Source organism: Streptomyces sp. NPDC055078 (assembly GCF_053607985.1).
In genome coordinates this window covers 1-23,965 of sequence record NZ_JBSGUP010000055.1, presented here as the reverse complement: position 1 = coordinate 23,965, position 23,965 = coordinate 1, and the positions used below count along the sequence as shown (strand labels likewise).

Annotated in this window: 23 protein-coding genes and 1 pseudogene; 11 read left to right on the top strand and 13 right to left on the bottom strand. The window is 72.2% G+C overall.

All coding sequences use genetic code 11. The features are described from left to right. A pseudogene (locus ACWF94_RS07695) lies at positions 1 to 397 on the top strand (hypothetical protein); the annotation flags it as partial. 237 nt (positions 398 to 634) lie between these two features. Here the strand turns inward: ACWF94_RS07695 and ACWF94_RS07690 are convergent. The 4 genes from ACWF94_RS07690 to ACWF94_RS07675 all read right to left on the bottom strand — a co-directional run bounded on the left by ACWF94_RS07690 (position 635) and on the right by ACWF94_RS07675 (position 4,989). Beyond that, positions 635 to 1,609, bottom strand: coding sequence for an ABC transporter substrate-binding protein (locus tag ACWF94_RS07690; protein WP_453485692.1), 975 nt, complete (start codon positions 1,607 to 1,609; stop codon positions 635 to 637). After that, on the bottom strand, positions 1,606 to 2,502 hold the full coding sequence (locus tag ACWF94_RS07685) for an ABC transporter ATP-binding protein (protein ID WP_453485690.1): 897 nt from the start codon (positions 2,500 to 2,502) through the stop codon (positions 1,606 to 1,608). Before ACWF94_RS07685 ends, ACWF94_RS07690 begins: the two co-directional genes overlap by 4 nt. Then, a complete protein-coding gene (locus ACWF94_RS07680; protein ID WP_453485688.1) occupies positions 2,499 to 3,563 on the bottom strand; it encodes a FecCD family ABC transporter permease in 1,065 nt (354 codons plus the stop codon). Before ACWF94_RS07680 ends, ACWF94_RS07685 begins: the two co-directional genes overlap by 4 nt. 415 nt (positions 3,564 to 3,978) lie before the next feature. Further along, positions 3,979 to 4,989, bottom strand: coding sequence for a FecCD family ABC transporter permease (locus ACWF94_RS07675; protein WP_453485687.1), 1,011 nt, complete (start codon positions 4,987 to 4,989; stop codon positions 3,979 to 3,981). 204 nt (positions 4,990 to 5,193) lie between these two features. Here ACWF94_RS07675 and ACWF94_RS07670 point away from each other — a divergent pair, with 204 nt between their 5' ends. Continuing rightward, positions 5,194 to 5,844 carry an HAD family hydrolase gene (locus ACWF94_RS07670; protein WP_453485686.1) on the top strand — a complete coding sequence of 217 codons (651 nt, stop codon included), beginning with the start codon at positions 5,194 to 5,196 and terminating at the stop codon, positions 5,842 to 5,844. Here ACWF94_RS07670 and ACWF94_RS07665 read toward each other — a convergent pair. Next, positions 5,841 to 6,095 carry a hypothetical protein gene (locus ACWF94_RS07665; RefSeq protein ID WP_453485685.1) on the bottom strand — a complete coding sequence of 85 codons (255 nt, stop codon included), beginning with the start codon at positions 6,093 to 6,095 and terminating at the stop codon, positions 5,841 to 5,843. The two genes, ACWF94_RS07670 and ACWF94_RS07665, sit on opposite strands and share 4 nt — an antisense overlap. A gap of 186 nt (positions 6,096 to 6,281) precedes the next feature. Between ACWF94_RS07665 and ACWF94_RS07660 the strand changes: the two genes are divergently transcribed. Continuing rightward, the gene (locus ACWF94_RS07660) at positions 6,282 to 6,665 is read left to right on the top strand and encodes a cold-shock protein (RefSeq protein WP_453485683.1); all 384 of its coding nucleotides are present in this window, start codon (positions 6,282 to 6,284) and stop codon (positions 6,663 to 6,665) included. A gap of 22 nt (positions 6,666 to 6,687) precedes the next feature. Here the strand turns inward: ACWF94_RS07660 and ACWF94_RS07655 are convergent, their stop codons facing one another. The 6 genes from ACWF94_RS07655 to ACWF94_RS07630 all read right to left on the bottom strand — a co-directional run bounded on the left by ACWF94_RS07655 (position 6,688) and on the right by ACWF94_RS07630 (position 12,577). Beyond that, positions 6,688 to 7,641 carry a 1,4-dihydroxy-6-naphthoate synthase gene (locus ACWF94_RS07655; protein ID WP_453485681.1) on the bottom strand — a complete coding sequence of 318 codons (954 nt, stop codon included), beginning with the start codon at positions 7,639 to 7,641 and terminating at the stop codon, positions 6,688 to 6,690. Beyond that, complete coding sequence (locus ACWF94_RS07650) at positions 7,638 to 8,336, bottom strand: futalosine hydrolase (protein ID WP_453485680.1); 699 nt, start codon at positions 8,334 to 8,336, stop codon at positions 7,638 to 7,640. The genes ACWF94_RS07655 and ACWF94_RS07650 overlap by 4 nt, the downstream gene beginning before the upstream one ends. Before the next feature lie 16 nt (positions 8,337 to 8,352). Continuing rightward, entirely contained in the window at positions 8,353 to 8,829 is a 477-nt protein-coding gene (locus tag ACWF94_RS07645) for a DUF2771 domain-containing protein (RefSeq protein ID WP_453485678.1), read from the bottom strand. A gap of 604 nt (positions 8,830 to 9,433) precedes the next feature. Continuing rightward, the gene (locus ACWF94_RS07640) at positions 9,434 to 10,120 is read right to left on the bottom strand and encodes a gamma-glutamyl-gamma-aminobutyrate hydrolase family protein (RefSeq protein ID WP_453485676.1); all 687 of its coding nucleotides are present in this window, start codon (positions 10,118 to 10,120) and stop codon (positions 9,434 to 9,436) included. 27 nt (positions 10,121 to 10,147) lie between these two features. Continuing rightward, positions 10,148 to 11,611, bottom strand: coding sequence for an ethanolamine permease (gene eat / locus ACWF94_RS07635; protein ID WP_453485674.1), 1,464 nt, complete (start codon positions 11,609 to 11,611; stop codon positions 10,148 to 10,150). A gap of 213 nt (positions 11,612 to 11,824) precedes the next feature. After that, a complete protein-coding gene (locus ACWF94_RS07630) occupies positions 11,825 to 12,577 on the bottom strand; it encodes a FadR/GntR family transcriptional regulator (protein WP_453485672.1) in 753 nt (250 codons plus the stop codon). 57 nt (positions 12,578 to 12,634) lie between these two features. Between ACWF94_RS07630 and ACWF94_RS07625 the strand changes: the two genes are divergently transcribed. The 4 genes from ACWF94_RS07625 (at position 12,635) to ACWF94_RS07610 (ending at position 16,822) form a co-directional block, all read left to right on the top strand. Next, positions 12,635 to 13,999 carry a glutamine synthetase family protein gene (locus ACWF94_RS07625; protein ID WP_453485671.1) on the top strand — a complete coding sequence of 455 codons (1,365 nt, stop codon included), beginning with the start codon at positions 12,635 to 12,637 and terminating at the stop codon, positions 13,997 to 13,999. Positions 14,000 to 14,100: 101 nt separating this feature from the next. Beyond that, complete coding sequence (locus tag ACWF94_RS07620; RefSeq protein WP_453485695.1) at positions 14,101 to 15,489, top strand: aldehyde dehydrogenase family protein; 1,389 nt, start codon at positions 14,101 to 14,103, stop codon at positions 15,487 to 15,489. 6 nt (positions 15,490 to 15,495) lie between these two features. Further along, positions 15,496 to 16,302, top strand: a complete 807-nt coding sequence (locus tag ACWF94_RS07615; RefSeq protein ID WP_453485669.1) for a 3-oxoacyl-ACP reductase — start codon at positions 15,496 to 15,498, stop codon at positions 16,300 to 16,302. 61 nt (positions 16,303 to 16,363) lie between these two features. Continuing rightward, entirely contained in the window at positions 16,364 to 16,822 is a 459-nt protein-coding gene (locus tag ACWF94_RS07610; RefSeq protein ID WP_453485667.1) for a PPOX class F420-dependent oxidoreductase, read from the top strand. A gap of 129 nt (positions 16,823 to 16,951) precedes the next feature. Here ACWF94_RS07610 and ACWF94_RS07605 read toward each other — a convergent pair whose 3' ends face one another. Further along, positions 16,952 to 18,154, bottom strand: coding sequence for an amino acid deaminase/aldolase (locus ACWF94_RS07605; RefSeq protein WP_453485665.1), 1,203 nt, complete (start codon positions 18,152 to 18,154; stop codon positions 16,952 to 16,954). Positions 18,155 to 18,339: 185 nt separating this feature from the next. Here ACWF94_RS07605 and ACWF94_RS07600 point away from each other — a divergent pair, with 185 nt between their 5' ends. From ACWF94_RS07600 to ACWF94_RS07590, 3 genes are all read left to right on the top strand, one after another. Beyond that, positions 18,340 to 20,166, top strand: coding sequence for a hypothetical protein (locus tag ACWF94_RS07600; RefSeq protein ID WP_453485663.1), 1,827 nt, complete (start codon positions 18,340 to 18,342; stop codon positions 20,164 to 20,166). After that, the gene (mycP, locus tag ACWF94_RS07595; RefSeq protein ID WP_453485661.1) at positions 20,163 to 21,332 is read left to right on the top strand and encodes a type VII secretion-associated serine protease mycosin; all 1,170 of its coding nucleotides are present in this window, start codon (positions 20,163 to 20,165) and stop codon (positions 21,330 to 21,332) included. Before ACWF94_RS07600 ends, mycP begins: the two co-directional genes overlap by 4 nt. A 218-nt stretch (positions 21,333 to 21,550) precedes the next feature. Then, positions 21,551 to 22,285 carry an SseB family protein gene (locus ACWF94_RS07590; protein ID WP_453485660.1) on the top strand — a complete coding sequence of 245 codons (735 nt, stop codon included), beginning with the start codon at positions 21,551 to 21,553 and terminating at the stop codon, positions 22,283 to 22,285. 95 nt (positions 22,286 to 22,380) lie between these two features. Here the strand turns inward: ACWF94_RS07590 and ACWF94_RS07585 are convergent, their stop codons facing one another. Then, positions 22,381 to 22,758 carry a DUF1844 domain-containing protein gene (locus ACWF94_RS07585; RefSeq protein WP_453485658.1) on the bottom strand — a complete coding sequence of 126 codons (378 nt, stop codon included), beginning with the start codon at positions 22,756 to 22,758 and terminating at the stop codon, positions 22,381 to 22,383. A 389-nt stretch (positions 22,759 to 23,147) separates the two neighbouring features. On the opposite strand from ACWF94_RS07585, the gene infC reads away from it, so the two are divergent. Beyond that, complete coding sequence (gene infC, locus ACWF94_RS07580) at positions 23,148 to 23,834, top strand: translation initiation factor IF-3 (protein ID WP_453485693.1); 687 nt, start codon at positions 23,148 to 23,150, stop codon at positions 23,832 to 23,834. Positions 23,835 to 23,965: the final 131 nt, after the last annotated feature.

Below are 23,965 nucleotides of genomic sequence, written 5' to 3'. Positions count from 1 at the left end.
GTCGTCGGACGTACGGGAGTTCCTCGCCCGTAACCAGGTGCCGTACCGGTGGTACTCGTCCGAGGATCCGGAAGCCCGCTGTCTGCTGGCCGCCGCCGCCCTGCTGGTCGGGGGCGCGCTCTTCGGTTCCTGGATCGCGCTCGGCCTGGGCTGGCTCATCGCGTACGGCTCCCGCCGTCTCACCGTCTTCGAGACCAAGCTCGCCGTCTTCGGGCTGCCGGGAGCCGCCGTGGCGGGCGGGCTGGTCTGGCTCTGGGGACGGGGGACCGGGCGGTGGGGCGAGCCGATCGCCGAGGGCGGGATGCGGGACGCGCTGACCGCCACCGGGCCGTGGGTGCTGAAGTCGGCGGCGATCGCCTCCGCGCTCTTCCTGGTGTGGCGGGCGCGGAGGCGCTGACCGCTCGGAACCGGACGCTGACCCGCTCGGTACGGGACGCTGACGCGCTCGTACGGGAGGAGTCCGGCTCGCCTGGTGCGGAGGTGCGGGCTCACCCGGTGAGGTCGCGCTGCCTCACCGGGTGGGGTCGGGGCCGTGTCCACCGGGTGGGTCGGTCCGCGTCATCCGGTGCGGATGCTCTGCGTCACCCGCTGCGGACGGTCCGTGGCCCGTGCCGTCCGGTGCGGACGGCCCGCCTCACTTGGTGAGACTGGTCTCCAGCTCGTCGAGGATCTTGTTGGCGGCGGTGTAGCCGATGCCCTGGATCCACAGCTGGTCGTCCACGGCGAAGACCTTGTCGTTCTTGACGACGTTCAGGCCCTTCCACAGCCCGCTGCTGAGCGTCTTCGCCCGCCCGGCCTTGTCCGGGTTGCCATAGGTGGAGTGGAAGACGACATCGGCCTCGGCAAGATCGATCTTCTCCGGGCTGATCTCGTACGAGAGGCCGTCCTTCGCCTTGTCGGCGATGGCGGGACGACCCAGACCGACATCGGCGAGAATCGTGGCGATATACGACTTATTGCCGTAGATGCGGACGTTCGCGCCCTCCACGAAGCGGACCACATTGACCTTCGTCGCCGCGGCCTTCTCCTTGCCGCCGAGCGCGGTCATGACCTTCCCGGCGTGCGTCTCGTACTCGGCGGCCGTCTTCCGCCCCTCCGCCTGCTTGCCGAGGGCCGCGGCATGGACCTGGAAGTTCTCCTTCCAGGGGTAGCCGGTCGTCTCCGTCATCACCGTCGGCGCGATCTTCTTCAACTCGGCGTACTTCGCCTCGTGGCGGATCTTGCTGGTGAGGATCAGATCGGGTTCGAGCGCGGCTATGGCCTCCATATTGGGCGTCAGCATCTCGCCGACGTCCTTGATGCCCTCGACCTTGTCCTTGGGCAGATAGTTCAGAAAGCCCGACTCGGAATCGGTGTGGGTCGCGCCCACCGGCTTCACCCCGAGCGTGATGGCGGTGTCCAGCTCGGCCGTGTCGAGGACGACGACCCGCTTCGGTGACTGCGGCACCTCGACATCGCCCATCGCGGTCTTGACCGTACGGGTCTTGCCCGACGCGTCCGAGCCGGAGCCCGAGCCGGAGCCGGAGTCGGACGAGCCGCAGGCGGAGAGCGCCAGCGCGGCGGTGAGGACGAGGGAGCCGGCGAGGAGGCCGCGGCGGCGGAGGGTCATGAGTGTGCCTTTCGAGCTTTGTCTTCTGCGTTTTCTGCGTTTTCTGCGCTTTTTGGGTCTTCTGGAGCTTCTGTGTCTTCCAGGGCTTCTGGGTGCGGGTGTGCTGTGGGGGCGTAGGGGGCTCCGGGCACCACCAGGGGGGAACCGGTCACCGGGTCGGGGATCACCATCGCGTCCAGGCCGAAGACCTCCCGTACGAGGGAAGCCGTCACGACCTCCTCCGGGCGGCCCTCCGCGACGATCCGGCCCGCCTTCATGGCGACCAGATGATCGGCGTACCGCGCGGCCTGGTTGAGATCGTGGAGGACGGCGACGACCGTACGGCCGCGCTCATGATTGAGCCGGCGCACCAGATCGAGCACCTCCACCTGGTGGGCGATGTCGAGAAACGTCGTCGGCTCGTCCAGCAACAGCAGATCCGTCTCCTGCGCGAGCGCCATCGCGATCCAGACGCGCTGGCGCTGACCGCCGGACAGCTCGTCCACCGGCCGGTCGGCGAGCGCGAGGACATCCGTACGCCCCATCGCGTCCGCGACCGCGCGCTCGTCCTCGTCCGACCACTGCTTCCACCACGCCTGGTGGGGCTGACGGCCGCGCGAGACGAGATCGGCGACGGTGATCGCCTCGGGGGCGGCGGGGGACTGCGGCAGCAGCCCGATCGACCGCGCGATCCGCTTGGTGGGCAGGCTCGCCAGCTCCTGCCCGTCGAGGAGGACCGAGCCGCCACGGGGCTTCAGCAGCCTGCCGAGCGCCCTCAGGGTCGTCGACTTGCCACAGGCGTTCGGGCCGACGATCACCGTCACCCGGCCGTCCGGGACCGCGAGATCCAGATCGTGCACGACCGTGCGGTCCTCATAGGCGAGCGTCAGCCCGCGGGCGGTGAGCCTGCTCACGATGTCCCTCCGGTGGTACGGCCGCGGACGATCAGCCAGATCAGATACGGGGCGCCGACGGCGGCCGTCAGCACCCCCACGGGCAGTTCGGTCGGTGCGAGGAGCTTGCGGGCGAGCAGATCGGCGAGTACGACGATCACCGCGCCCAGCAGCGCGGAGCACAGCAGCGGGATCTGTGCCGTACGGGTCAGCCGGCGGGCGACCTGGGGAGCCAGCAGCGCCACGAAGTCGATCGGCCCGGCCGCGCCCGTCGCCACGGACGTCAGCACCACCCCGAGCAGCACAAGACCCAGCCGCACCCGGCCCAGCCGTACGCCCAGCGAGGTCGCCGTGTCGTCGTCCAGCGACACCGTGCGCTGCGCCCGCGCCGCCCACACCACCGCGGGCACCAGCGCCAGCAGCGTCCAGGCCAGCGGTGTGGCCTCCTCCCAGCCGCGGCCGTTCAGCGAGCCGGTCATCCAGATCTGTGCCTGCTGGGCGACGAGATAGTCGCCCTTCGTCATGAACAGCGTGGTGATCGACCGCAGCGCGACCGCGAAGCCGATCCCGATCAGCACGAAGCGGGTGGCGTGCAGCCCGCCGCGCCAGGCGAACACGTACACCAGCGCGGCGGCGGCGATCCCGCCGGCGACGGAGAGATAGGGCAGGACCGAGTACGACGTGATCCCGAACGTCAGCGCCCCGACCGTCAGCGCGCTCGCGCCCTGGGTGATGCCGATGATGTCCGGACTCGCCAGCGGATTGCGGGCCACCGTCTGGATCAGCGCGCCCGCCACCCCGAACGCGAGACCCACCAGCAGACCGACCGTCATCCGGGGCAGCCGGAGCGTCCCGACGACGAGTTCCGCCCCCGACGGCTGCCCGAGCACCACCCGTACGACCTCACCCGGCGGGACGAAGCTCTCCCCCACCGACAGATACGCCACACACACGGCCACCAGCGCCACCGCCAGCCCGAGCGCGGTCACCGCCGCCCGCCGATGCACCAGAAAACTGCCCTGCCGCCCACCCTTCCGGGCGCGGACGAGGCTGTACCCCGCGGGGCGGACGGTGGCACTCATATCCACATCCCTGGCATAGCGATTCCATGGGCGGCGATCTCGTGGGCGGTGACGGTGACGGTGACGGTGACGGTGGCGTGCGGGGTGCGCCGTGGGGCGGCGGGTGCGGGTGGGCGCGCTGTCCACCTGGTGGGCGGGGCCGTTGGTGTGCGGCGGCCGGGCTGGACGGCCCACTTGGTGGGCGGGGCCGTTCGTGTACGGGGCGCGGGTCGGCCTGTCCACCTGGTGGGCGTACGTTCCGCAGGGCGGAACGGGCGGGCACCACCCGGAGCGCGGTCACCGCGCGCAGGTGCGTATGCCCTGGGGCCCACGGCCGATGAGCGCTCACTGGTCATGGGACGGTCGCCTCCAGCGCGGTCACTGGTCCCGGCGGACGCCCACCGCACTCGTGAGCCCCCCGGCCCGACGGCCCGAGTCATGCCGGAACGGCTCTGCGGCGAACCAGCGCGACCAGGAACGGCACCCCGATCAGCGCCGTCATCACGCCCGCCGGGATCTCCCCCGGCGGGAACACCACCCGGCCGATCACATCGGAGACGAGCAGCATCACCGGCCCGATCAGCGCCCCCAGCGGCAGCACCCAGCGGTGATCGCTGCCCACGATCGCGCGGGTGATATGCGGGACCGCGAGGCCGATGAAGGCGATCGGGCCCGCCGCCGCGACGGCCACGCCCGTGAGGACCGTCGCCCCCGCGCCGCCCACGATCCGTACGGTCGCGACGTTCTGGCCGAGCCCCTTGGCGACGTCCTCCCCGAGGGCGAGCGCGTCGAGCCCCCGCGCCACCGACACCACCAGCACCGTCCCCAGTGCCAGAAACGGCCACACCTGCCCGACGATCTCCGCGTCCCGCCCGGCCACCGACCCCACCTGCCAGAAGCGGAACTCGTCCAGCGCCGCCGCCTTCGTCGTCAGGACGGCCATCGTCACGGACACCAGCAGCGCGTTGATCGCCGCACCGCCCAGCGCCAGCTTCACCGGGGTTGCGCCACCGCGCCCGCGCGCCGCGATGGCGTACACCGCGACCGAGGCGATGGCCGCGCCGGCGAAGGCGAACCAGACGTACCCCGTCAGGGTGTGCACCCCGGCGAAGGCGATCGCGAGGACCACCCCCACCGATGCGCCCTGGCTGATGCCGAGGATGCCCGGATCGGCGATGGGGTTACGGGTGATGCCCTGGAGGGCCGTCCCCGCGATGGCCAGCGCCGCCCCGACCATCAGACCGATGAGGGTGCGCGGGACCCGCATCTCGCGGATGACCTCGGCGTCGTCGCCGCTCCCGCCGTGCAGCAGGGCGTCGGCCACGGCGGAGGGCGCGATCGACCGCGCCCCGACCGCGAGGCTCAGCAGAATCGCGATCAGCAGGGCGGCGAATGCCGCGGCCGTCCAGCCGATGCGGCGGACCGCGAGTGCGCGGCTGGCTGACATGGGGACCAATCGGGGGGACGGCGACGGGGACGGAGAACGTGACGGGGACGGGGACGGAGAAGGTGGTGCGGGAGGCGGCGGGGAAGGGGGCATGGCGCAGGCTTCGGCAGGTTCGGCGGGACAGGGCAGCGGACCGTAGGTTTGGTTAGGCTTGGCTGAGTCTACGGGTCGGGTGTAGAGGCCACGGATGGGGACAATGGCCCCATGGCTCCCCACCCCCGGACGACACCCCCGCGGACCCCACCCCTCACCGTCGGCTTCGACCTCGACATGACCCTCATCGACTCACGCCCCGGCATCCACGCCACCTATCGGGCGCTCGCCGAGGAGACGGGCGTACGGATCGACGCCGACCTCGCCGTCACCCGGCTGGGTCCGCCCCTGGAACAGGAGCTGGCGCACTGGTTCCCCGATGATCGAATTCAGGCCATGGGCGATCGGTACCGTGAGATCTACCCGGCGCACGCGATCGCCCCCACGATCGCCCTTCCCGGCGCCCGTGAGGCCATCGCCGCCGTCCAGGGCATGGGTGGCCGGGCGATCGTCGTCACCGCCAAGCACGAGCCGAACGCCGAACTCCACCTCGCCCACCTCAAAATCGCGCCGGACGCGGTCATCGGCTCGCTCTGGGCGGAGGCCAAGGCGGCGGCGCTGCGCGCACACGGAGCGCGGGTGTACGTCGGCGACCACATCGGGGACGTCCGGGGCGCCCACACGGCCGGAGCCCTCTCCGTCGCCGTGCCCACCGGCCCCTGCTCAGCCGCTGAGCTGCGGAAAGCCGGCGCGGATGTGGTGATCGACGGCTTGACCGACTTCCCCCGATGGCTCAGCGGTCACCTCGTCGCCGGCGGCTAGGCGACCGGTTCCGCCGGCGGGACCGACCGTGCCGTACGCCGCTGGGCCGCGATCGTGCGCAGCACCCCGGCCCCGGCGATCAGGAAGCCGACACCCATCAGCATGCAGACCGCGTACGCGATCGGCGGAAACGGATCGGTCCCCAGAAAGAGCGGTGCCACGGTGATCAGGGTGGCCACCGCGCCGACGATGAACACGATCGCCCCGGCGCGGACCAGCCCGTCACCCGGGGCGGGAGGAGTAGCAGTCATCCGGCCAGGGTAGTTCCCTGCCGGTGGGAACCGAGTCGGAGACGTCTTGTCACCAGCCCCTGGACCATTAGCCTTGGGGATGGCGGGTCGGACGACCCGCTGTAGTGCTATCCAGAGCCGTTTTCATCGGTGGCCAGCTTCCGGTGCCCCAGCGCCGCCCTGACGAGTACGAGGACGAGGACAGACGTGCCTACCGGCAAGGTCAAGTGGTTCAACAGCGAGAAGGGCTTCGGCTTTCTCTCCCGCGACGACGGCGGCGACGTCTTCGTGCACTCGTCAGTGCTGCCCGACGGAGTCGACTCCCTCAAGCCCGGGCAGCGCGTCGAGTTCGGCGTGGTCGCGGGCCAGCGTGGTGACCAGGCGCTCTCGGTGACGGTGCTCGACCCGACCCCCTCCGTGGCCGCCGCCCAGCGCCGCAAGCCCGATGAACTCGCCTCCATCGTCCAGGATCTGACGACCCTCCTGGAGAACATCACCCCCATGCTGGAGCGCGGTCGCTACCCCGACAAGGTGCACGGCAAGAAGATCGCCGGCCTGCTGCGGGCCGTGGCGGACCAACTGGACGTCTGATTACCCGCCTACCTGCCTTTGCCTACGGTTGATACCCGCCTTCGGGGGACCCTTCCAGAAACCTCAGCGCGTTCGGGCCGAGGGGTGGCACCAGCCCCTCGGCCGCGGCGCGGGTGAGCAGCCCGCGGACCGCCGCGTACCCGCTCTCGCCGAGGTCCGCGGTGAACTCATTGACATACAGCCCGATGTGCTGATCGGCGACCGCCGGGTCCATCTCCTGCGCGTGCTCCCGTACGTACGGCCGTGACGCCTGTGGGTCGTCCCAGGCCATCCGTACCGACGTCCGGATCGAGTCGGCCACCAGCCGCAGTGTCTCCTCGCCCAGGGAGCGCCTGGCGATGATCGCCCCGAGCGGGATGGGCAGGCCCGTCGTCAGCTCCCAGTGCTCGCCCATGTCCGCGAGACAGTGCAGCCCGTAGTTCCGATAGGTGAACCGTGCCTCGTGGATGACCAGACCGGCGTCGACCCTGCCGTCCCGTACGGCGGGCATGATCTCGTGGAACGGCATCACGACGATGTCCCCGACACCGCCCGGGACCCGGTCCGCCGCCCACAGCCGGAACAGCAGATACGCCGTCGAGCGCTCGCTCGGGACCGCGACCGTCTTGCCCGCGAGGTCGGGGGCGGTGTCCCGGGCCGTGTCCGCGACCGTGCCCCGGGCCGTATCCGCGACCGTGTCCGCGACCGGGTGCGGGCCGGTTCCCTGGCCCGGTTCACGGGTGAGGACGAGCGGGCCGACACCCCGGCCCAGCGCCCCGCCGCACGGCAGCAGGGTGTACTCGTCCAGGACCCACGGCAGCACCGCGTACGACACCTTCAGCAGGTCCGACTCGCCGCGCTCGGCCATCCCGTTGGTGATGTCGATGTCGGCGAACGTCACCTCGATGCCCGGTGCGCCCGGGACGCGCCCATGGGCCCACGCGTGGAAGACGAACGTGTCGTTCGGGCAGGGCGAGTACGCGATCCGCAAGGTCACGGCTTCTCCTCCTCGAAGAGCGGGACGAGCAGTTGGAAGGCGCCCCGCAGCGCGTCCAGCGCCTCCCCGATGCGCCAGGCGTCCCGGTCGCGCGGGCCCACCGGGTTGGAGACCGCCCTGATCTCCAGTACCGGCAGCCCCTGCCCGGCGGCGGCCTCGGCGACCCCGAAGCCCTCCATCGCCTCGGCGCCCGCCCTCGGGTGACGCCCGCTCAGCTCCGCCGCGCGGGCGGCCGAGCCGGTCACCGTGCAGACCGTGAGCACCGGCGCGTACAGGGCGCCGGTCGCCTTCGCCGCGCGGGCGGAGAGTTCGGCGGGCGGGAGACGCGTCGTCCGCCCGAAGCCCAGCTCATCGACCGGGACGAAGCCCTCCGGGGTGTCCGCGCCGAGGTCGGCGGCGATGATCGCGTCGGCGACGACGAGGGAGCCGACCGGGGCGTGGGGCTGGAAGCCGCCGCCGATGCCCGCGGAGACGACGAGGTCGTACGGTGCGTTCGCCCGTGCGTGTGCCAGTGCCTTCGCGGTGGCCGCCGCGGCGGCGGCGGGGCCGACTCCGGCGGTCAGGGTCTGCGCGGCCATGGCGTGGGCCGTGGTCTTGTCTTTGGCCGTGGCTCCAGCTCCGGTTCTGGCCGCGGCCAGTCCTGCGGCGACGGCTTCCGCCTCCGCCGCCACGGCGGTCACCACCAGTACGCGCATCCCCCGGCCTCCGGCGTCACTTCTGCTCCAGTGTGAAGAGCCAGTTCCCGAGGAACTTCGCGCCCTTGGTCTCGACGATGGCGATGTTCACCTTGCTGGGCGCCTCACCCGTCTGCGAGGCGAAGAACGCGTTCGCCGGGATGGTCCGGTAGGTCTTCTTGTACGGCTCCTGCTCGACCGCCTGCCCGCCGATGAAGAGTGTCCAGCCGTTCTCCGCGATCTCCGGGTCCACCCCGAAGCGGAGCTTGTCGTCCAGGGAGACCTTGATCGTCTTCCCGGTCTTCTGGTTCATGCAGTCCTGTAGCTCGGACTGCTTGAGGGCCTTGCCGTCGTCGTAGCAGGCGGCCTCGGAGTTCACGGAGTCCGTCCCGATCGTGATGGTCGCGAGCGGGGTCGGCTTTTCGCACGCGGTGAGGACGAGGAGTCCGGCGGAGACAGCGCCGATGGTGGCAGCGGCCCGGCGGCGCTTGCCCGAGAAGAACGCAACGGTCATGGCCGAAAGGCTATCGGTCCCACCCGCCCCAGCCACGCGGGGGGCCGGGCGCGCCGCGCGTGGGGGTCCTGGCGGGGGGCGTTGTTGGGCTGGGCCCGGGTGCGCAGGGTGCGGGTACTTGTGGCGCGGGGGCGGTTCGGGGCTGGGGCCGGGGTCCGCTCCGGGGTCACGTCGGGACTGCACGATTTACGGCGCGTTTCGGGTTCTTGTCGGGTCTCGGGTCCTTCAGCGCCACAAATCACGCTTTACGTCCCGACGCCACCCCTGCGCGTCCCCCTCCGGTCCAGTCCCGCCTCTCCCATCCTGCGTGTCCCCTCCCGGTCCACTCCCACCCGTCCCTTCCTGAGTGTCCCCTGCTGGTTCGGTCTCGGGTGTCCCCTTCCCGGTCCGGTTCCGTCGCCCGGGGGATGGCCGCGCAGAACCAGGCCCTGAAATCCAGCCCCTCCGGCGATTGAGGAGCGGGGTGTGGGGCAGCGCCCCGCCGGACGGCCCGCGCCCGGGTAAGGCGCCGCGCACCCCGGGCCCATCCGCCGGGTGAGACCGGGCCCGGTCTGAGGGGGCCCGGCTCGGGGGAGTCCGAGGAGCGGGCCGCGGCGGCTCGGGGTCAGGTGGATGCCGCCTCGATCAGCGCGCGCATCACGCGCGTGTCCGTGCCCATCTCGGGGTGCCACTGCACGCCCAGCACCCACCCCCCCGCCTCCGCCGTCTCGACGACCTCCACGGTTCCGTCCTCCGCGTACCCCGCCGCCTTCAACGAAGGTGCCAGTCGGTCCACCGCCTGGTGGTGGTAGGTGGGGACCTGGGTGGTCTCGGGGACGATCGAGGCGTAGCGGGTGCCCGGGACCGGCTTGACGGTGTGGGTGGTGAAGGCGCCGATGCCGCCGGTGTGGGCGTCGAGGTGCTGGAGGAGGGTGCCCCCGAGGGCGACGTTGAGCAGTTGCATGCCCCGGCAGATCCCGAGCAGGGGGGTCCGCGTGGCGAGGGCCGCGTGGATGAGGGCCAGCTCCCAGGTGTCCCGGTCGCGCGCGGGCGGGCCGGTGCGGGGGTCGGGGTCGGCTCCGTACCGTACGGGCTCGATGTCCGCGCCGCCCGCGATCACCACGCCGTCCAGCCGGGCCACGAACGCCTCGGCGGACGCGGCGTCCGGGTCGGGCGGGAGCATGGCCGCCAGACCCCCCGCGCGCTGGATGAGGGCCGGGTAGGCGGCGGGCAGCAGGGCGGCCGGCATGTTCCAGACGCCCCAGGCGGCCTGGTTGAGATAGGTGGTGACTCCGATCAGCGGCCTGGACACGATGACTCCGTTCGTTCCGGTTGACTGTCAGTCGCGGTTGAGTTCGGCCTCCGCCGCCGCGAGCGCCGCGAACTCCTCCTCGGGCGCCTGCGCGACCAGATGACGGCGACTGTAGAGCGCGAAGTAGGCGAGTGCCACGCCATAGACGGCCAGCGCGATGAACGCGGCGCCCTGGTCCACCAGGAAGGTGGCCACCAGCGCGGAGAGGGCGAGGACGAACGCGATGGACGAGGTGAGGGTGCCACCGGGGGTGCGGTACGGGCGGGGGAGTTCCGGTTCGCGGCGGCGCAGGACGATGTGGGAGAGCGCCATGAGGGCGTAGCTGATGGTCGCCCCGAAGACGGCGATGTTGAGCATCCGCGCCCCGTTGCCGGTGGCAGCCGCGAGGGAGAAGCCGATCGCCCCCGGGATCAGCAGCCCGAGGTAGGGGGACTTGCGGCGGCTCGTGAGCGAGAGGAGGCGGGGGAGGTATCCGGCGCGGGAGAGGGCGAAGAGCTGGCGGGAGCCCGCGTAGATCAGCGAGAAGAAGGAGGCGACGAGACCGGCGAGGCCTGCGTAGTTGACGAAGCGGCTCAGCGCGGTCGGGTCGCCGTCGCCCTGGAGGGCCACCACGAGCGGGTTCCCGGCGTCCTGGATCGCGGCCGAGCCGCGTGCTCCGGTGGCGGCGAAGAAGGTGAGGGCGGCGAGGAGGACCAGGACGCCCATGGCGATGGCGAGCGCCCTCGGCAGGGAGCGGACCGGGTCCTTGGCCTCCTCGGCCGCGAGGGGCACGCCTTCGATGCCGAGGACGAACCACATCCCGTAGGGGAACGCCGCCCAGATGCCGAGCCGCCCGAACGGCAGCCACGAGTTCGCGCCGAAGGCGTCCCCGTCGGCCGGGATGTCGTTCAGCGCGTCCGCCCGGAAGTCGGTGAACGCGCCGACGGCGAAGATCAGCAGCGCGGCGACCGCGATGGCGGTCACCACCAGGCTGAAGCGCAGCGCCTCACCGACTCCCCAGAGATGGATACCGATGAAGATCGCGAAGCAGGCGAGATAGACCGGCCATCCGGACTCAAGGCCGAAGAGGCCCAGCGATTCGACGTAGTCGCCGATGAAGATCGAGATCGCGGCGGGCGCGAGGATGTACTCGATCAGGATGGCGGTTCCGGTCAGAAACCCGCCCCAGGTGCCCAGCGCGCGCCGGGCGAAGCCGTAGCCGCCGCCCGCCGTGGGCAGGATCGCGGAGAGTTCGGCGAGGGCGAAGACGAGGCACGCGTACATCACACCCATCAGCAGGGTGGCGATGGCGAGTCCGCCGAAACCGCCCTTGGACAGGCCGATGTTCCAGCCGGAGAAGTCGCCGGAGACGACATAGGCGACACCGAGCCCGGTGAGCAGCAGCCAGCCCGCGCTGCCCCTGCGCAGCATGCGCCGTTTCAGGTAGGTGTCATCGGCGGGGGTGAGGGCGCCCGAGGGGGACGGGGGGCGCTGAGTGGTGCCTTCGGCCATGGGAAGCTCCTGGCGTTCAAAGGTATGTGCGGACACCTTTGCGGCAGTCGAAGGGATGCGCAAGACCCCGTGCACGGTGAGCGGGGGAGGGGACGGGCGCGGGGAGTGCGGTGAACGGCCGAGTGCGGTGGGTTCGGTGGGTGCGGTGAACCGGCCGAGTGCGGTGGGTGCGGTGAACCGGCCGAGTGCCGTGAGTGCGGTGAGCGAGGCGGGTCAGGGCAGGAAGCCCCGCAGCAGCGCCGCCGTGCCCTCGCAGTGCTCGCGCGTGATCTCCCGCGCGCCGTCCGCGTCCCCGTCGAGGACCGCCTCCACCAGGGAGGTGTGCTGGTGCTGGGAGTGCTCCAGATTCCGTACGAGCAGGGGGATGCAGTCCAGGAGGTCGTTGAGGGTGGCGCGCACGGCGGCGTACTGGGCGGTCAGGGCGGGGGAGCCGGACAGTTCCGCGAGGGTCAGATGCAGCAGGGTGTCCTGGCGGCGGTACGCGCCGAGCGGAGCGTCCCGGGTCGCGGCCAGGGCGGTGCGCAGCCGGTCCGCCCCGGCATCGGTGAGGCCGTACGCGGCGCACAGGCCCGCGGCTCCGACCTCCAGCACCTCGCGGAACCGCAGGGTGTCCTCGACGTCCACATCGGCGACCCGGCGGCGCAGCTCGTCCTCGCCGGGCGCGTCGGGGCGGCTGCGGACGAAGGTGCCGCCGTAGCGCCCCCGCCTGCTCTCCACCAGCCCCTGGTCGGCCAGGACCTTGAGCGCCTCGCGCAGCGTGACCCGGCTGATCCCCATCCGCTCCGCCAGCTCCCGCTCGGCGGGCAGCCGCTCCCCGCCGGGCACCAGCCCGAGGCGCAGCAGCTGGAGGAGCTGCTCCAGCGCCTCCTCGAAGCCGTTGCCCGCGTGCACCGGCCGCAGTATGGGGGTCAGGCGGTCTTCCGCCGTGCTGTTCGTCTTCGCCACGTCGAGGTTTCCTCTTCCCATTTAATGGTCTTCAGTAATACCTTATGGCTTCCGGCTGATCCAAGGAGGCGTCACCCCGTGGCAGACCGCACACCCCCGCTCGGGACCGAGGAACTGCGTGTCCTCGTCGCGAGCGGCGAGATCGACACCGTGGTGCTCGCGTTCCCCGATATGCAGGGCCGGCTCCAGGGCAAGCGGTTCGCCGCACGGTTCTTCCTCGACGAGGTACTGGAACACGGCACCGAGGGCTGCAACTACCTCCTCGCCGTCGACACCGACATGAACACCGTCGACGGCTACGAGATGTCCTCCTGGGACACCGGCTACGGCGACTTCGCCATGCGCCCCGACCTGACCACCCTGCGCCGGGTCCCGTGGAACGAGGGCACCGCGCTGCTCGTCGCCGACCTCGCCTGGAGCGACGGCTCACCCGTCGTCGCCGCCCCCCGCCAGATCCTGCGCCGCCAGCTTGAGCGCCTGGCCGGGCACGGATTCACCGCCGGCGTCGGCACCGAGCTGGAGTTCATCGTCTTCCGCGACACCTATGAGCAGGCGTGGGACCGTGACTACCGGGGCCTCACCCCGGCGAACCAGTACAACGTCGACTACTCGGTCCTCGGCACCGGGCGGATCGAGCCGCTGCTGCGCCGTATCCGCAACGAGATGGCGGCGGCCGGGCTGACCGTCGAGTCGGCCAAGGGCGAGTGCAGCCCCGGCCAGCACGAGATCGCCTTCCGCTACGACGACGCCCTCGTCACCTGCGACCAGCACGCGATCTACAAGACCGGCGCCAAGGAGATCGCCTCCCAGGAGGGCGTCTCGCTCACCTTCATGGCCAAGTACAACGAGCGCGAGGGCAACTCCTGCCATATCCACCTCTCCCTCGCCGACGCCGACGGCCGCAACGCGATGGCGGGCGACGGGCCCGACGGGATGTCGCCGGTCATGCGGCACTTCCTGGCGGGGCAGCTCGCCGCCCTGCGGGACTTCTCGCTGCTGTACGCGCCCAACATCAACTCGTACAAGAGATTCCAGCCGGGCTCCTTCGCCCCCACCGCCGTGGCCTGGGGACACGACAACCGGACCTGTTCGCTCCGGGTGGTCGGCCACGGGCACTCCACCCGCTTCGAGAACCGGCTGCCCGGCGGCGACGTCAATCCGTATCTCGCCGTCGCCGGACTCGTCGCGGCCGGGCTGTACGGCATCGAGGAGAAGCTGGAGCTGCCCGAGGAGTGCACCGGCAACGCCTACACCGCCGGACACGCCCGGGTGCCCACGACGCTGCACGAAGCCGCCGGGCTCTGGGAGAACAGTCCCATCGCCAGAGCCGCGTTCGGTGACGAGGTCGTTGCCCACTACCGCAATATGGCGCGCGTCGAACTCGCCGCCTTCGACGCCGCCGTGACCGACTGGGAGCTGCGCCGCTCCTTCGAACGTCTGTGAGGAACGCTGTGCCGTCCGAGGCTGTGCCGTACGAGGAGGGATCCCATGATCCTCCCCCGCGACCCGATGTCCCGCACCCCGATGCCCTGCGCCCCGGCGCGCTGCGTGTTGACGCCCCGCGCCCTGACGTCCCGTTTCACGAGGTCCTCAACCCCGCGACCGGCCGGCTCGTCGAGACCGTTCCGGCGACGACGGCCGCCGAGGTCGATACCGCCGTGACCCGCGCCGCCGCGGCCCAGCGCGCGTGGTCGGCGGCGGCCCCCGCCGACCGGGCCCGGCTGCTGCGCCGCTTCGCCGCCGCCGTGGACGACCACGTCGAGGAACTCGCCCGGCTGGAGGTGCGCCAGGCCGGACACACCATCGGCAACGCCCGCTGGGAGGCGGGCAATGTCCGCGATCTGCTCGACTTCGCCGCCGGGGGAGTGGAGCGGCTCAGCGGACGCCAGATCCCCGTCGCGGGCGGCCTCGACATCACCATCCTGGAACCCCTCGGGGTGATCGGGGTGATCGCGCCCTGGAACTTCCCCATGCCGATCGCCGCCTGGGGCGCCGCCCCCGCCCTCGCCGCCGGGAACGCCGTCCTCCTCAAACCGGCCGAGACCACTCCGCTGACCGCGCTGCGCCTCGCGGAACTCGCCCTGGCGGCGGGGCTGCCCGAACACCTCTTCCAGGTGCTGCCGGGCGCCGGTGACATCGCGGGCAACGCACTCGTGGAGCACCCCGGCGTGGCGAAGATCGTGTTCACCGGCTCCACCCGGGTCGGCAAGCAGATCATGGCCCGGTGCGCCGGACTGGTGAAGCGGGTCACCCTCGAACTCGGCGGCAAGAGCCCCAACATCGTCTTCGCCGACGCGGACCTCGACGCCGCCGTCGCCGCCACCCCCATGTCCTTCCTCGACAACAGCGGCCAGGACTGCTGCGCCCGCACCCGCATCCTGGTGCAGCGTTCCGCGTACGACCGCTTCCTGGAACTGCTCGCGCCCGCGATCGCGTCCGTCGTCGTCGGCGACCCGGCGGACGAGAAGACCCATATGGGGCCGCTCATCTCACAGATCCAGCTCGACCGGGTGCGCTCATACGTCCCCGACGCACTGCCCGGCATCCGGGGCACCGCCCCCGACGGGCCCGGCTTCTGGTTCCCGCCGACCGTCCTCACCGATGTCGCGCCCGACGCCCCGGCCGTCCGCGAGGAGGTGTTCGGGCCCGTCGCCGCCGTCCTGCCCTTCGACGACGAGGCCGACGCGATCCGGCTCGCCAACGCCACCCCGTACGGGCTCTCCGGCTCGATCTGGACCCGTGACCTCGGCCGCGCCATCCGGGTCTCCCGCGCGGTCCAGGCCGGAAACCTCTCCGTCAACTCCCACAGCAGCGTCCGCTACGCCACCCCCTTCGGCGGCTACAAACAGTCCGGCCTCGGCCGTGAACTCGGCCCCGACGCCCTCACCGCGTTCACCGAGACCAAGAACGTCTTCTTCAGTACGGAGGCATGATCACCCATGACCGACAGCCCGGACACCACCACGACCCCCGAGCCCGTGTGCCGCCGACTGGCCGGCCGTACCGCCGTCATCACCGGGGCCGGCAGCGGTATCGGCCTGGCCACCGCGCGCCGGCTCGCCGCCGAGGGCGCGAACGTCGTCTGCGGCGACATCGACGAGAGCGCGGGGAAGGCGGCGGCCGACGCGGTCGGCGGCCTCTTCGTCCGCGTCGACGTCACCGACGCCGAACAGGTCGACGCGCTGTTCAAGGCGGCCCACGACACCTATGGCTCGGTCGACATCGCCTTCAACAACGCGGGTATCTCGCCCCCTGAGGACGACTCCATCCTCACCACGGGCCTCGACGCGTGGCAGCGCGTCCAGGACGTCAACCTGACCTCCGTCTATCTGTGCTGCAAGGCCGCCATCCCCTATATGCGGCGCCAGGGCCGCGGCTCCATCATCAACACCGCCTCCTTCGTGGCGATCATGGGTGCCGCCACCTCCCAGATCTCCTACACCGCGTCCAAGGGCGGCGTCCTCGCCATGTCCCGGGAACTCGGCGTCCAGTTCGCCCGCGAGGGCATCCGCGTGAACGCGCTCTGCCCGGGGCCCGTCAACACCCCGCTGCTCCAGGAGCTGTTCGCCAAGGACCCCGAGCGGGCCGCGCGCCGGCTGGTGCACATCCCGGCGGGACGGTTCGCGGAGGCGGACGAGATCGCCGCCGCCGTGGCCTTCCTCGCCAGCGACGACTCCTCGTTCGTCAACGCGACGGACTTCCTGGTGGACGGCGGGATCGCCGGGGCGTACGTCACTCCGCTGTAGCCGAACGCGGATCCCTCGGTGATCGGGGAACTCTTCCGGGGTCCTGGTGAGTTGCCCCGGTATGACACAAGGACCCGCACCCCGGCCCCTGTCCGACGAAGCGCTCTCCGAACTGCTGGCCGGCCAGCAGTTCGGCACCCTCGCCACCAACAAGCGCAGTGGCCACCCCCATCTGACGACGATGCTCTACCACTGGGATCCGGGGGCCCGCATCGTGCGGTTCTCCACCCTCGCCGACCGCGTCAAGGTCAAGCAGCTGCGCCGGGACCCGCGTGCCGCGCTCCATGTGTCCGGCGGTGACGTCTGGTCGTTCGCCGTCGCCGAGGGCGAGGCGGAGATCTCCGACGTCACCACCGTGCCCGGCGACGCGACCGGACGGGAACTGCTCGCGATGGTCCCCGAGGCCGCGAGACCGGACGACGAGGACGCGTTCCTGGCGCAGCTCGTCGCCGAGCGCCGGGTGGTGATCCGGCTGAAGGTGAGCCGACTGTACGGAACGGCGCTGGACATCAGCGGGTGACCACCGCCGCGCGGCTCGCGGGACCGCCGGGGCCTTCAGCAGACCGCAGGCTGAGCAGCTCCCAGGCTGAGCAGACCGCAGGCTGAGCAGGGAACGGGGAGAAGGGAACGGGGAGCCGGACAGCGGGTCCTAGAGAAAGGCGTGGCCCTCGCCCCGGTATGTCGGCGCGGTGCCCGTCACCCGGTCCCCCTCGATGAGCCGCAGCGCCTCGAAGCGCTCGCACAGCTCCCCGGCCTTGGCGTGCCGGAACCACACCTTGTCACCGATCAGCAGATCGTCGGCGGGTGGGCCCAGCAGCGGGGTCTGCACCTCGCCCGCTCCCTCCCGGCGGTCGAGCCGCAGCCCTTCGGGGAGATACGGGACGGGCAGCCGGTCCCGGCCCGCCGCACCCGACGCGGGGTAGCCGCCGCCGAGCACCGTCACCGCGCCAAGGCCGGGACGGCGCACCACCGGCAGGGCGAACAGCGCGGCGGGACGGCCGGAGAACGAGGTGTAGTCGTCGAAGAGCCGGGGGACATACAGCCCGGACCCGGCCGCCACCTCGGTCACCGCGTCCTCCGCCGCCGTGTGCTGCACACTCCCGGTGCCGCCGCCGTTGACGAACTCCAGATCCGGGGCCACCGCCCGGACCGCGCGCACCGCCGCCGCGCGCAGCCCGGCCACCTCCCTGCGGGCGACGCGCTGCATCAACCGGATGCCCCGCGACAGCAGGGGATAGCCCTCGTACGAGTCCCCGACACCCGCGACATGCCCCTCGTACGCCATCAGCCCCACCAGCCGGAACCCCGGACGCCGGATGACCGACCGGGCCAGCTCGGCGAGGTGGACCGGCTCGCTCAGCGGCGAGCGGCGCGCCCCGATCCGTACCCGGCCGCCCAGCATCCGCAGCGCCGTGTCCAGTTCCAGACAGACCCGGATCTCTTCGCCGCCACCCGCCCGCGCACGGTCGATCAGCTCCAGTTGGGCGACGTCGTCGACCATCACCGTCACCGAAGCGGCGAGCTTGGGGTCACCCGCCAGCTCCGCGAAACCGGCCCGGTGGGCGGACGGATAGGCGAGCAGGACATCGTCGAACCCGGCGCGCGCCAGCCACAGCGACTCCTCCAGGGTGAACGACATGACCCCCGCGAATCCGTCCCGCGCGAGCACCCGTTCCAACAGCGCCCGGCAGCGCACGGATTTCGTCGCGACCCGGACGGTCTTGCCCCCGGCCCGGCGCACCAGATCGTCCGCGTTGGCGTCGAAGGCGTCGAGATCGACGACGGCGAGCGGGGCGTCGAGATGGGCGGTGGCCCGGTCGTAGCGGGCCCGATCGGTCGCGCGGTCAGCCATGGGCTGAGCTTGCCAGACACGATTACCGGAAGGTAGGGGGATGTTCTGGGCAGATCCCCACCGAGGCACGTTCACGGCCACGTGAGCCGGGGCGCAACCCGTAGAGTGACGGGTGAAGCGGTGACGAACGGCCAGCCCTGGAGGGGCGATCCGTCGGTGTACGCGGACGACCAACAGGGGGCGGTATGAGTACGGAGGCGAGGCGACCTCCTCTCCCCGACGACGCGCCCCCGCCCTCCCCTCCGTCCCGTATCACCGATGCCCTGGTCCCACCGGAACAGCCCCCTCGCACTCTGCGCCCCTCGGGCATCACCGAGGTGTTCGCACCCACTCCGGGGGCGCGCGCCGAGGTCTTCGCGCCCCCTGCCACGCCGAACGGCTCCGGTGACTCACCACCGCCGTCCCCGACCGCGCCCCGTTCCCCCCAGGGCGACGGTCCGGGTGAGCAGCCGCCCCCCGGGTTCGCCGCGCCTCCGGCCGGATCCGGATCCGCCCCCGGATCCGGTGGCGCCGGTTCGCCGCCGCCCGGCCGCGCCCGGAGCGCCTCCGGGGACGCCCGCCCGCAGGACGACGCGGACGGACCCGGGCCTACGGGACCGGTGCCCCCGCCGCCCCGGATGGCTCCGGCCGCCGAGGAGCGGGCCGTACCGCCCCGCCCGTCCGGGCCGCCGGATGTGGACACCCGCTCACTCCGCCGGGACGCCGCGCGGGCCGGTCTGCCCACACCGCCGCGCCCCCTCGCGCCGCCGAGCCAGGCTCCGACCCCGGGTGGCCCCGGGCCGGAGACACCGGCGCACCCCGCCCGGCCGGCCGGCGACCGTGGCCGGAACGTTCCACCGCGTCCCGACGCGCCGCCGGGACGCCCCGGGGCGGGAGAGCCCTGGCACCGGGCCGACGCGGACGGGCCCCGGCGGGTGTCCGGACTGCCGCCGCGCCCTCATGTACCGCCCCTGCGCACCGGCCAGGCGTCCTCGACCGTGCCCCGCCCCCGTGGCGCGGGACCGCGGCGCCCCGGAGTGCCGACGAAGGCGGCAGGACCGGAGTGGGCCCGCCGGGAGGGACCCAGGCCCCCGGGGAGCACGGAGAGCGCCACGATCACCGAGACCACCACCCTGCTGCGGCCCGTCGGGGTGCCACTGCACCGGAGCGGCCCAGGCTCAGGCTCAGGTCCAGGCGGTGCGTACTCCGGAGGCCCACCCTGGCCGCCGCCCGAGAGCCCCAGCGAGACGACGACCCGGCTGCGGCCCTTCCGCGACCGTCACCCGCTGCGTACCGCGGGCGTCATCGCCTGCGCCGTACTCGGGCTCGGGCTCATCGGCGGTGCCGCCACCGGGACCTGGCTCACCGAGGACTCCAACGCCCACTCCACCGACCGCACCGCGTACAGCGAGGCCCGCTCGGTGTGGCACAGCACGCCGGTCGACACCCTCTTCCCGCGCACCCTCAGCGGCCGGGGCGCCGGTCCGGGACGCGCCGACCGGGAGTGGACCCGGATCGCCGTCGCACCCGACAGCGGCTGCGCACCCGCCCTCGACCCGCTGCTCGTCACCACCCTGCGGCCGGTCGGCTGCGCCCGCGTCCTGCGCGCCACCTACCGGGACGCCACCTCCAGTCATGTCACCACCGTCGGCATGGTCTTCACGGTGGCCGACGCGGCCGCGATGCGCGCACTGAACACCCGTTTCACCGCCGAGGGGCTCGCCGGGCGCCGGGATCTGATGCCCCGCGCCTTCCCCGTCGCCGGCACCGCGGCCGCCGGGTTCGGCGACCGGCAGCGCGCGAGCTGGACCGTGAAGGTCCGCACCGACGCACCCGTCGTCGTCTACGCCGTCTCCGGCTTCGCCGACGGGCGGCGGGTCACCGACCCCCAGCCCGCGGGCGCGACCCTGACCAAGGGCGCGACATCGGCGCCCGCGCAGTCGGGCCTCGGACATGAGGCCAGGGGCATCGCGGACAGTGTCGAGCGGGCGCTGGACACCACCCTCGGCGCGGCCACGGAGCCGTCCCGGTGACCCGGCCGGGCCGCAGACGACTGCGCATCGCCGCCACCCTCGCGGCCACCGCCTTCGCCTGCCTCCCGGCGGTCCCCGCGCACGCGGAGGGCGTACGGGTCCAGCAGTGGGGCCTCGACGCGCTGAACACGGACGAGGCATGGCGTACCAGCAAGGGCGAGGGCGTCACCGTCGCCGTACTCGACACGGGTGTCGACGACCGGCACCCCGACCTCGCGGAAAACGTCCTCCCCGGCAAGGACCTCATCGGCTTCGGCGCGAGCCGGGGCAACCCCGCCTGGGCCCGCCACGGCACCGCGATGGCGGGCATCATCGCCGCCCACGGCCGGGGGCCCGGCCGGGAACGCGGTGTCATGGGCATCGCACCCGAGGCGAAGATCCTCCCCGTGCGCGTCATCCTCGAAGGCGCCGACGACGCCCGCGAGAAGGCCCGCAACTCCCGGGGCACCGCGCTTGCCCAGGGCATACGCTGGGCCGCCGACCAGGGCGCGGACGTCATCAACCTCTCCCTCGGCGACGACAGCGAGTCCGCGCACGCCGAGTCAGGAGAGGACGCGGCCGTCCAGTACGCGCTCGCCAAGGGCTCCGTCGTCGTCGCATCGGCGGGCAACGGAGGGGAGAAGGGCGACCGGGTCTCCTACCCCGCCGCCTACCCCGGCGTGATCGCGGTGACCGCCGTCGACCGCTTCGGCACCCATGCCTCTTTCTCCACCCAGCGGTGGTACGCCACCGTCGCCGCACCCGGTGTCGACATCGTCATTCCGGACCCGGACCGGAAGTACTACCAGGGCTGGGGCACGAGCGCCGCCGCCGCGTTCGTCTCCGGCGCCGTCGCCCTCGTACGCTCCGCGCACCCCCGGCTGGCCCCGGCACAGATCAAGCAGCTCCTCATCGACACCGCCCGTGACCGGCCCAAGGGCGGGCGGGACGACGCCCGGGGCTACGGCATGGTGGACCCGGCCGCCGCGATCAAGGCCGCCGGGAAGCTGCGGCCCGCCGGCTCCGAGTCGGCGGCGGGATACCGCAAGCGGTACTTCGGCCCCGGCCCGCGCGCCGAGAACGTCGAACCGGAACCGGCCGGCTGGCTCGCCCCGCTGGCGGGGGGAGTCGGCGTGCTGCTGCTGGCGGGCGCGGTGGTGCTCTGGCGCGGCCTCCCGGACGACTGACGGCCCAGGCCACCGTCGGCGGCTCTCACCGGGCTCGCCCGCCCTGGCACCGCACTCTCTCTCCCTCTGGGCCTGGCCGCCCGGTGGTGCCCCTCTGGGCCTGGCGGCCCGGTGGGGTGCTCCCCGCCCTGTGCCCCGCCCTGTGCCCCGGAGCGCGGGAGGGGCGACGGCAGCACCCTGCGTCACCTCGGCGCCACGCGACGAACTACGCTCGACGCGTGGCGCTCAAGGACATCCCCGACCCCGGTTTCTCCGACGACGACGGCACCGCCGATCCGCGGCTGGCGGCGGCCCTCGCCGGCTGGGCCCGGGACCGCGCGGCCGTGGGGCCCGTACTGGAGGCCCTTCAGGGGGCGCGGCTGCTGGTTCCCGTCGTCGCCGTGCTCGGTGAGGTGGAGGAGGACGGGGAGACCGGTCTGCGCCGGGAGAAGACCAGCGACATGGCGGTGCCGACCCTGACCGCAGGGGACCGGCGCGCGCTGCCCGCCTTCACCTCGGTCGAGGCACTGGCCCGCTGGGACCCCGAGGCCCGGCCCGTCGCCGTACCGCTGCGCCAGGCCCTCCAGGCGGCGGCCCACGAGAACGCCGACACCCTCGTCCTGGATCTGTCCGGGCCGGTGCCGTTCCAGCTGAGCGGGGCCGCGCTGCGGGCCCTCGCGGAGGGGCGTACGAGTGCCGATCCGCTCGACGACCCCGCCGTCACGGGCGCGGTACGCGAGGTGGTCGCGGCCGAGCCCGGGGTACTGGGCGCCTATCTGGGGCCTGGGGCCGCGGACGGCACCCTCGCTCTGGTGCTGGCCGAGGACGCCGCCCCCGCCGAGTCCGCGCGCCGGGTCGCCGAGGCGGTCGCGGGCCATGACGTGCTGAGGGCCCGCCTGGTGCGGGGCCTCGACCTGGCGGTGCTGCCGGCCGGGGCCACCCTGCCGGGCGAGCCCCTCTTCGTCCGCGGATGATTCGTCCGCGGATGATTCGTCGGCGGATGACGGACCTCGTCAGCGCGCTGCCCGCCCCGGGGCGGAACCCGGACCGGCGGCGCGCGGCGCCGCGATCAGCCGTAGACCGGGCCGGTGTACTTCTCGCCCGGCCCCTGGCCCGGCTGGTCCGGCACCAGTGACGCCTCGCGGAACGCGAGCTGGAGCGACTTCAGACCGTCGCGCAGCGGCGCCGCGTGGAAGGAGCTGATCTCCGTGGTGCTCGCGTCCATCAGTCCGGCGAGCGCGTGCACCAGCTTCCGGGCCTCGTCGAGGTCCTTGTGATCCGTGGCGTCGTCCGTCAGACCGAGCTTCACGGCGGCGGCGCTCATCAGGTTCACGGCGACCGTGACGATCACCTCGACGGCCGGGACCTCCGCGATGTCGCGGGTCATGGCGTCGTAGTCGGCCGTCCGGGGTGAACCGGCGGAATCGGGGGAGGGCGTCTCGCTCATGCCCCACACGATAGGCCGCGCGGTGTCCGTACGAACCGGGGGCATCCGACGGGCGTGGTGGTTAGCGAACGCCGGACGCGAGTGCTAACCTTGTGTGACGACCGGCTGGACACGCGTGTGCCCAGCCCACAAGTGGAGGCTCCGATCTCCCACCTGGCTGCCCCCCGGGGCGGCGGGTCACCGGTCAGGCGGCGCCCATCGTTCCGTACGGACGATGGAAGTCGCCCGATGCGCGCCCCGCGACAGACTGCGGCGGTGTTCCGGTAACTGAGGAGCTGCCGCCTGTGTCCCGTCCGGGGCATTTTTCGTGTGCCGGCGCGGTTGGTCTCAACAAACAGACGTTACGTGGCCCACTTCATCCGGCCACGTGGTGCTACCGAGGAGGATCCATCAGCGCCGAGCCCCGCATCAACGACCGGATTCGCGTTCCCGAAGTGCGTCTTGTCGGTCCCAGCGGCGAGCAGGTCGGGATTGTTCCGCTTGCCAAGGCCCTTGAGCTCGCTCAGGAGTACGACCTCGACCTGGTCGAGGTCGCGGCGAACGCCCGGCCGCCCGTGTGCAAGCTCATGGACTACGGGAAGTTCAAGTACGAGTCGGCCATGAAGGCCCGTGAGGCGCGGAAGAACCAGGCGCACACGGTCATCAAGGAGATGAAGCTCCGGCCGAAGATCGACCCGCACGACTATGACACCAAGAAGGGTCATGTCGTCCGGTTCCTCAAGCAGGGCGACAAGGTCAAGATCACGATCATGTTCCGTGGTCGTGAGCAGTCCCGCCCCGAGCTTGGCTTCCGACTGCTCCAGCGTCTCGCTTCCGATGTCGAGGATCTCGGATTCATCGAGTCGAACCCGAAGCAGGACGGCCGGAACATGATCATGGTTCTTGGCCCGCACAAGAAGAAGACCGAGGCCATGGCCGAGGCGCGTGAGGCCCAGGCCGCGCGCAAGGCCGACCGCGGTGTGAAGGCTCACCCCGACGCGCCCACAGACTCCGTCGACGGCACTGCCGAAGACGCTGTCGAAGGCGCTGTCGACACGCCCGTCGAGACGCCTGTCGAGACACCGTCCGAGGCGTGACCCGAGGGGGTGCCCACCAGGCGCCCCGGGTCCTGCCCGGAACCACAAACCAAGATCTGACGCTTCCGTATGCCGGTGCCCGCGTGCCGGGGGAGCGCCACTGACGAGGAGAAAACGGCGCCATGCCGAAG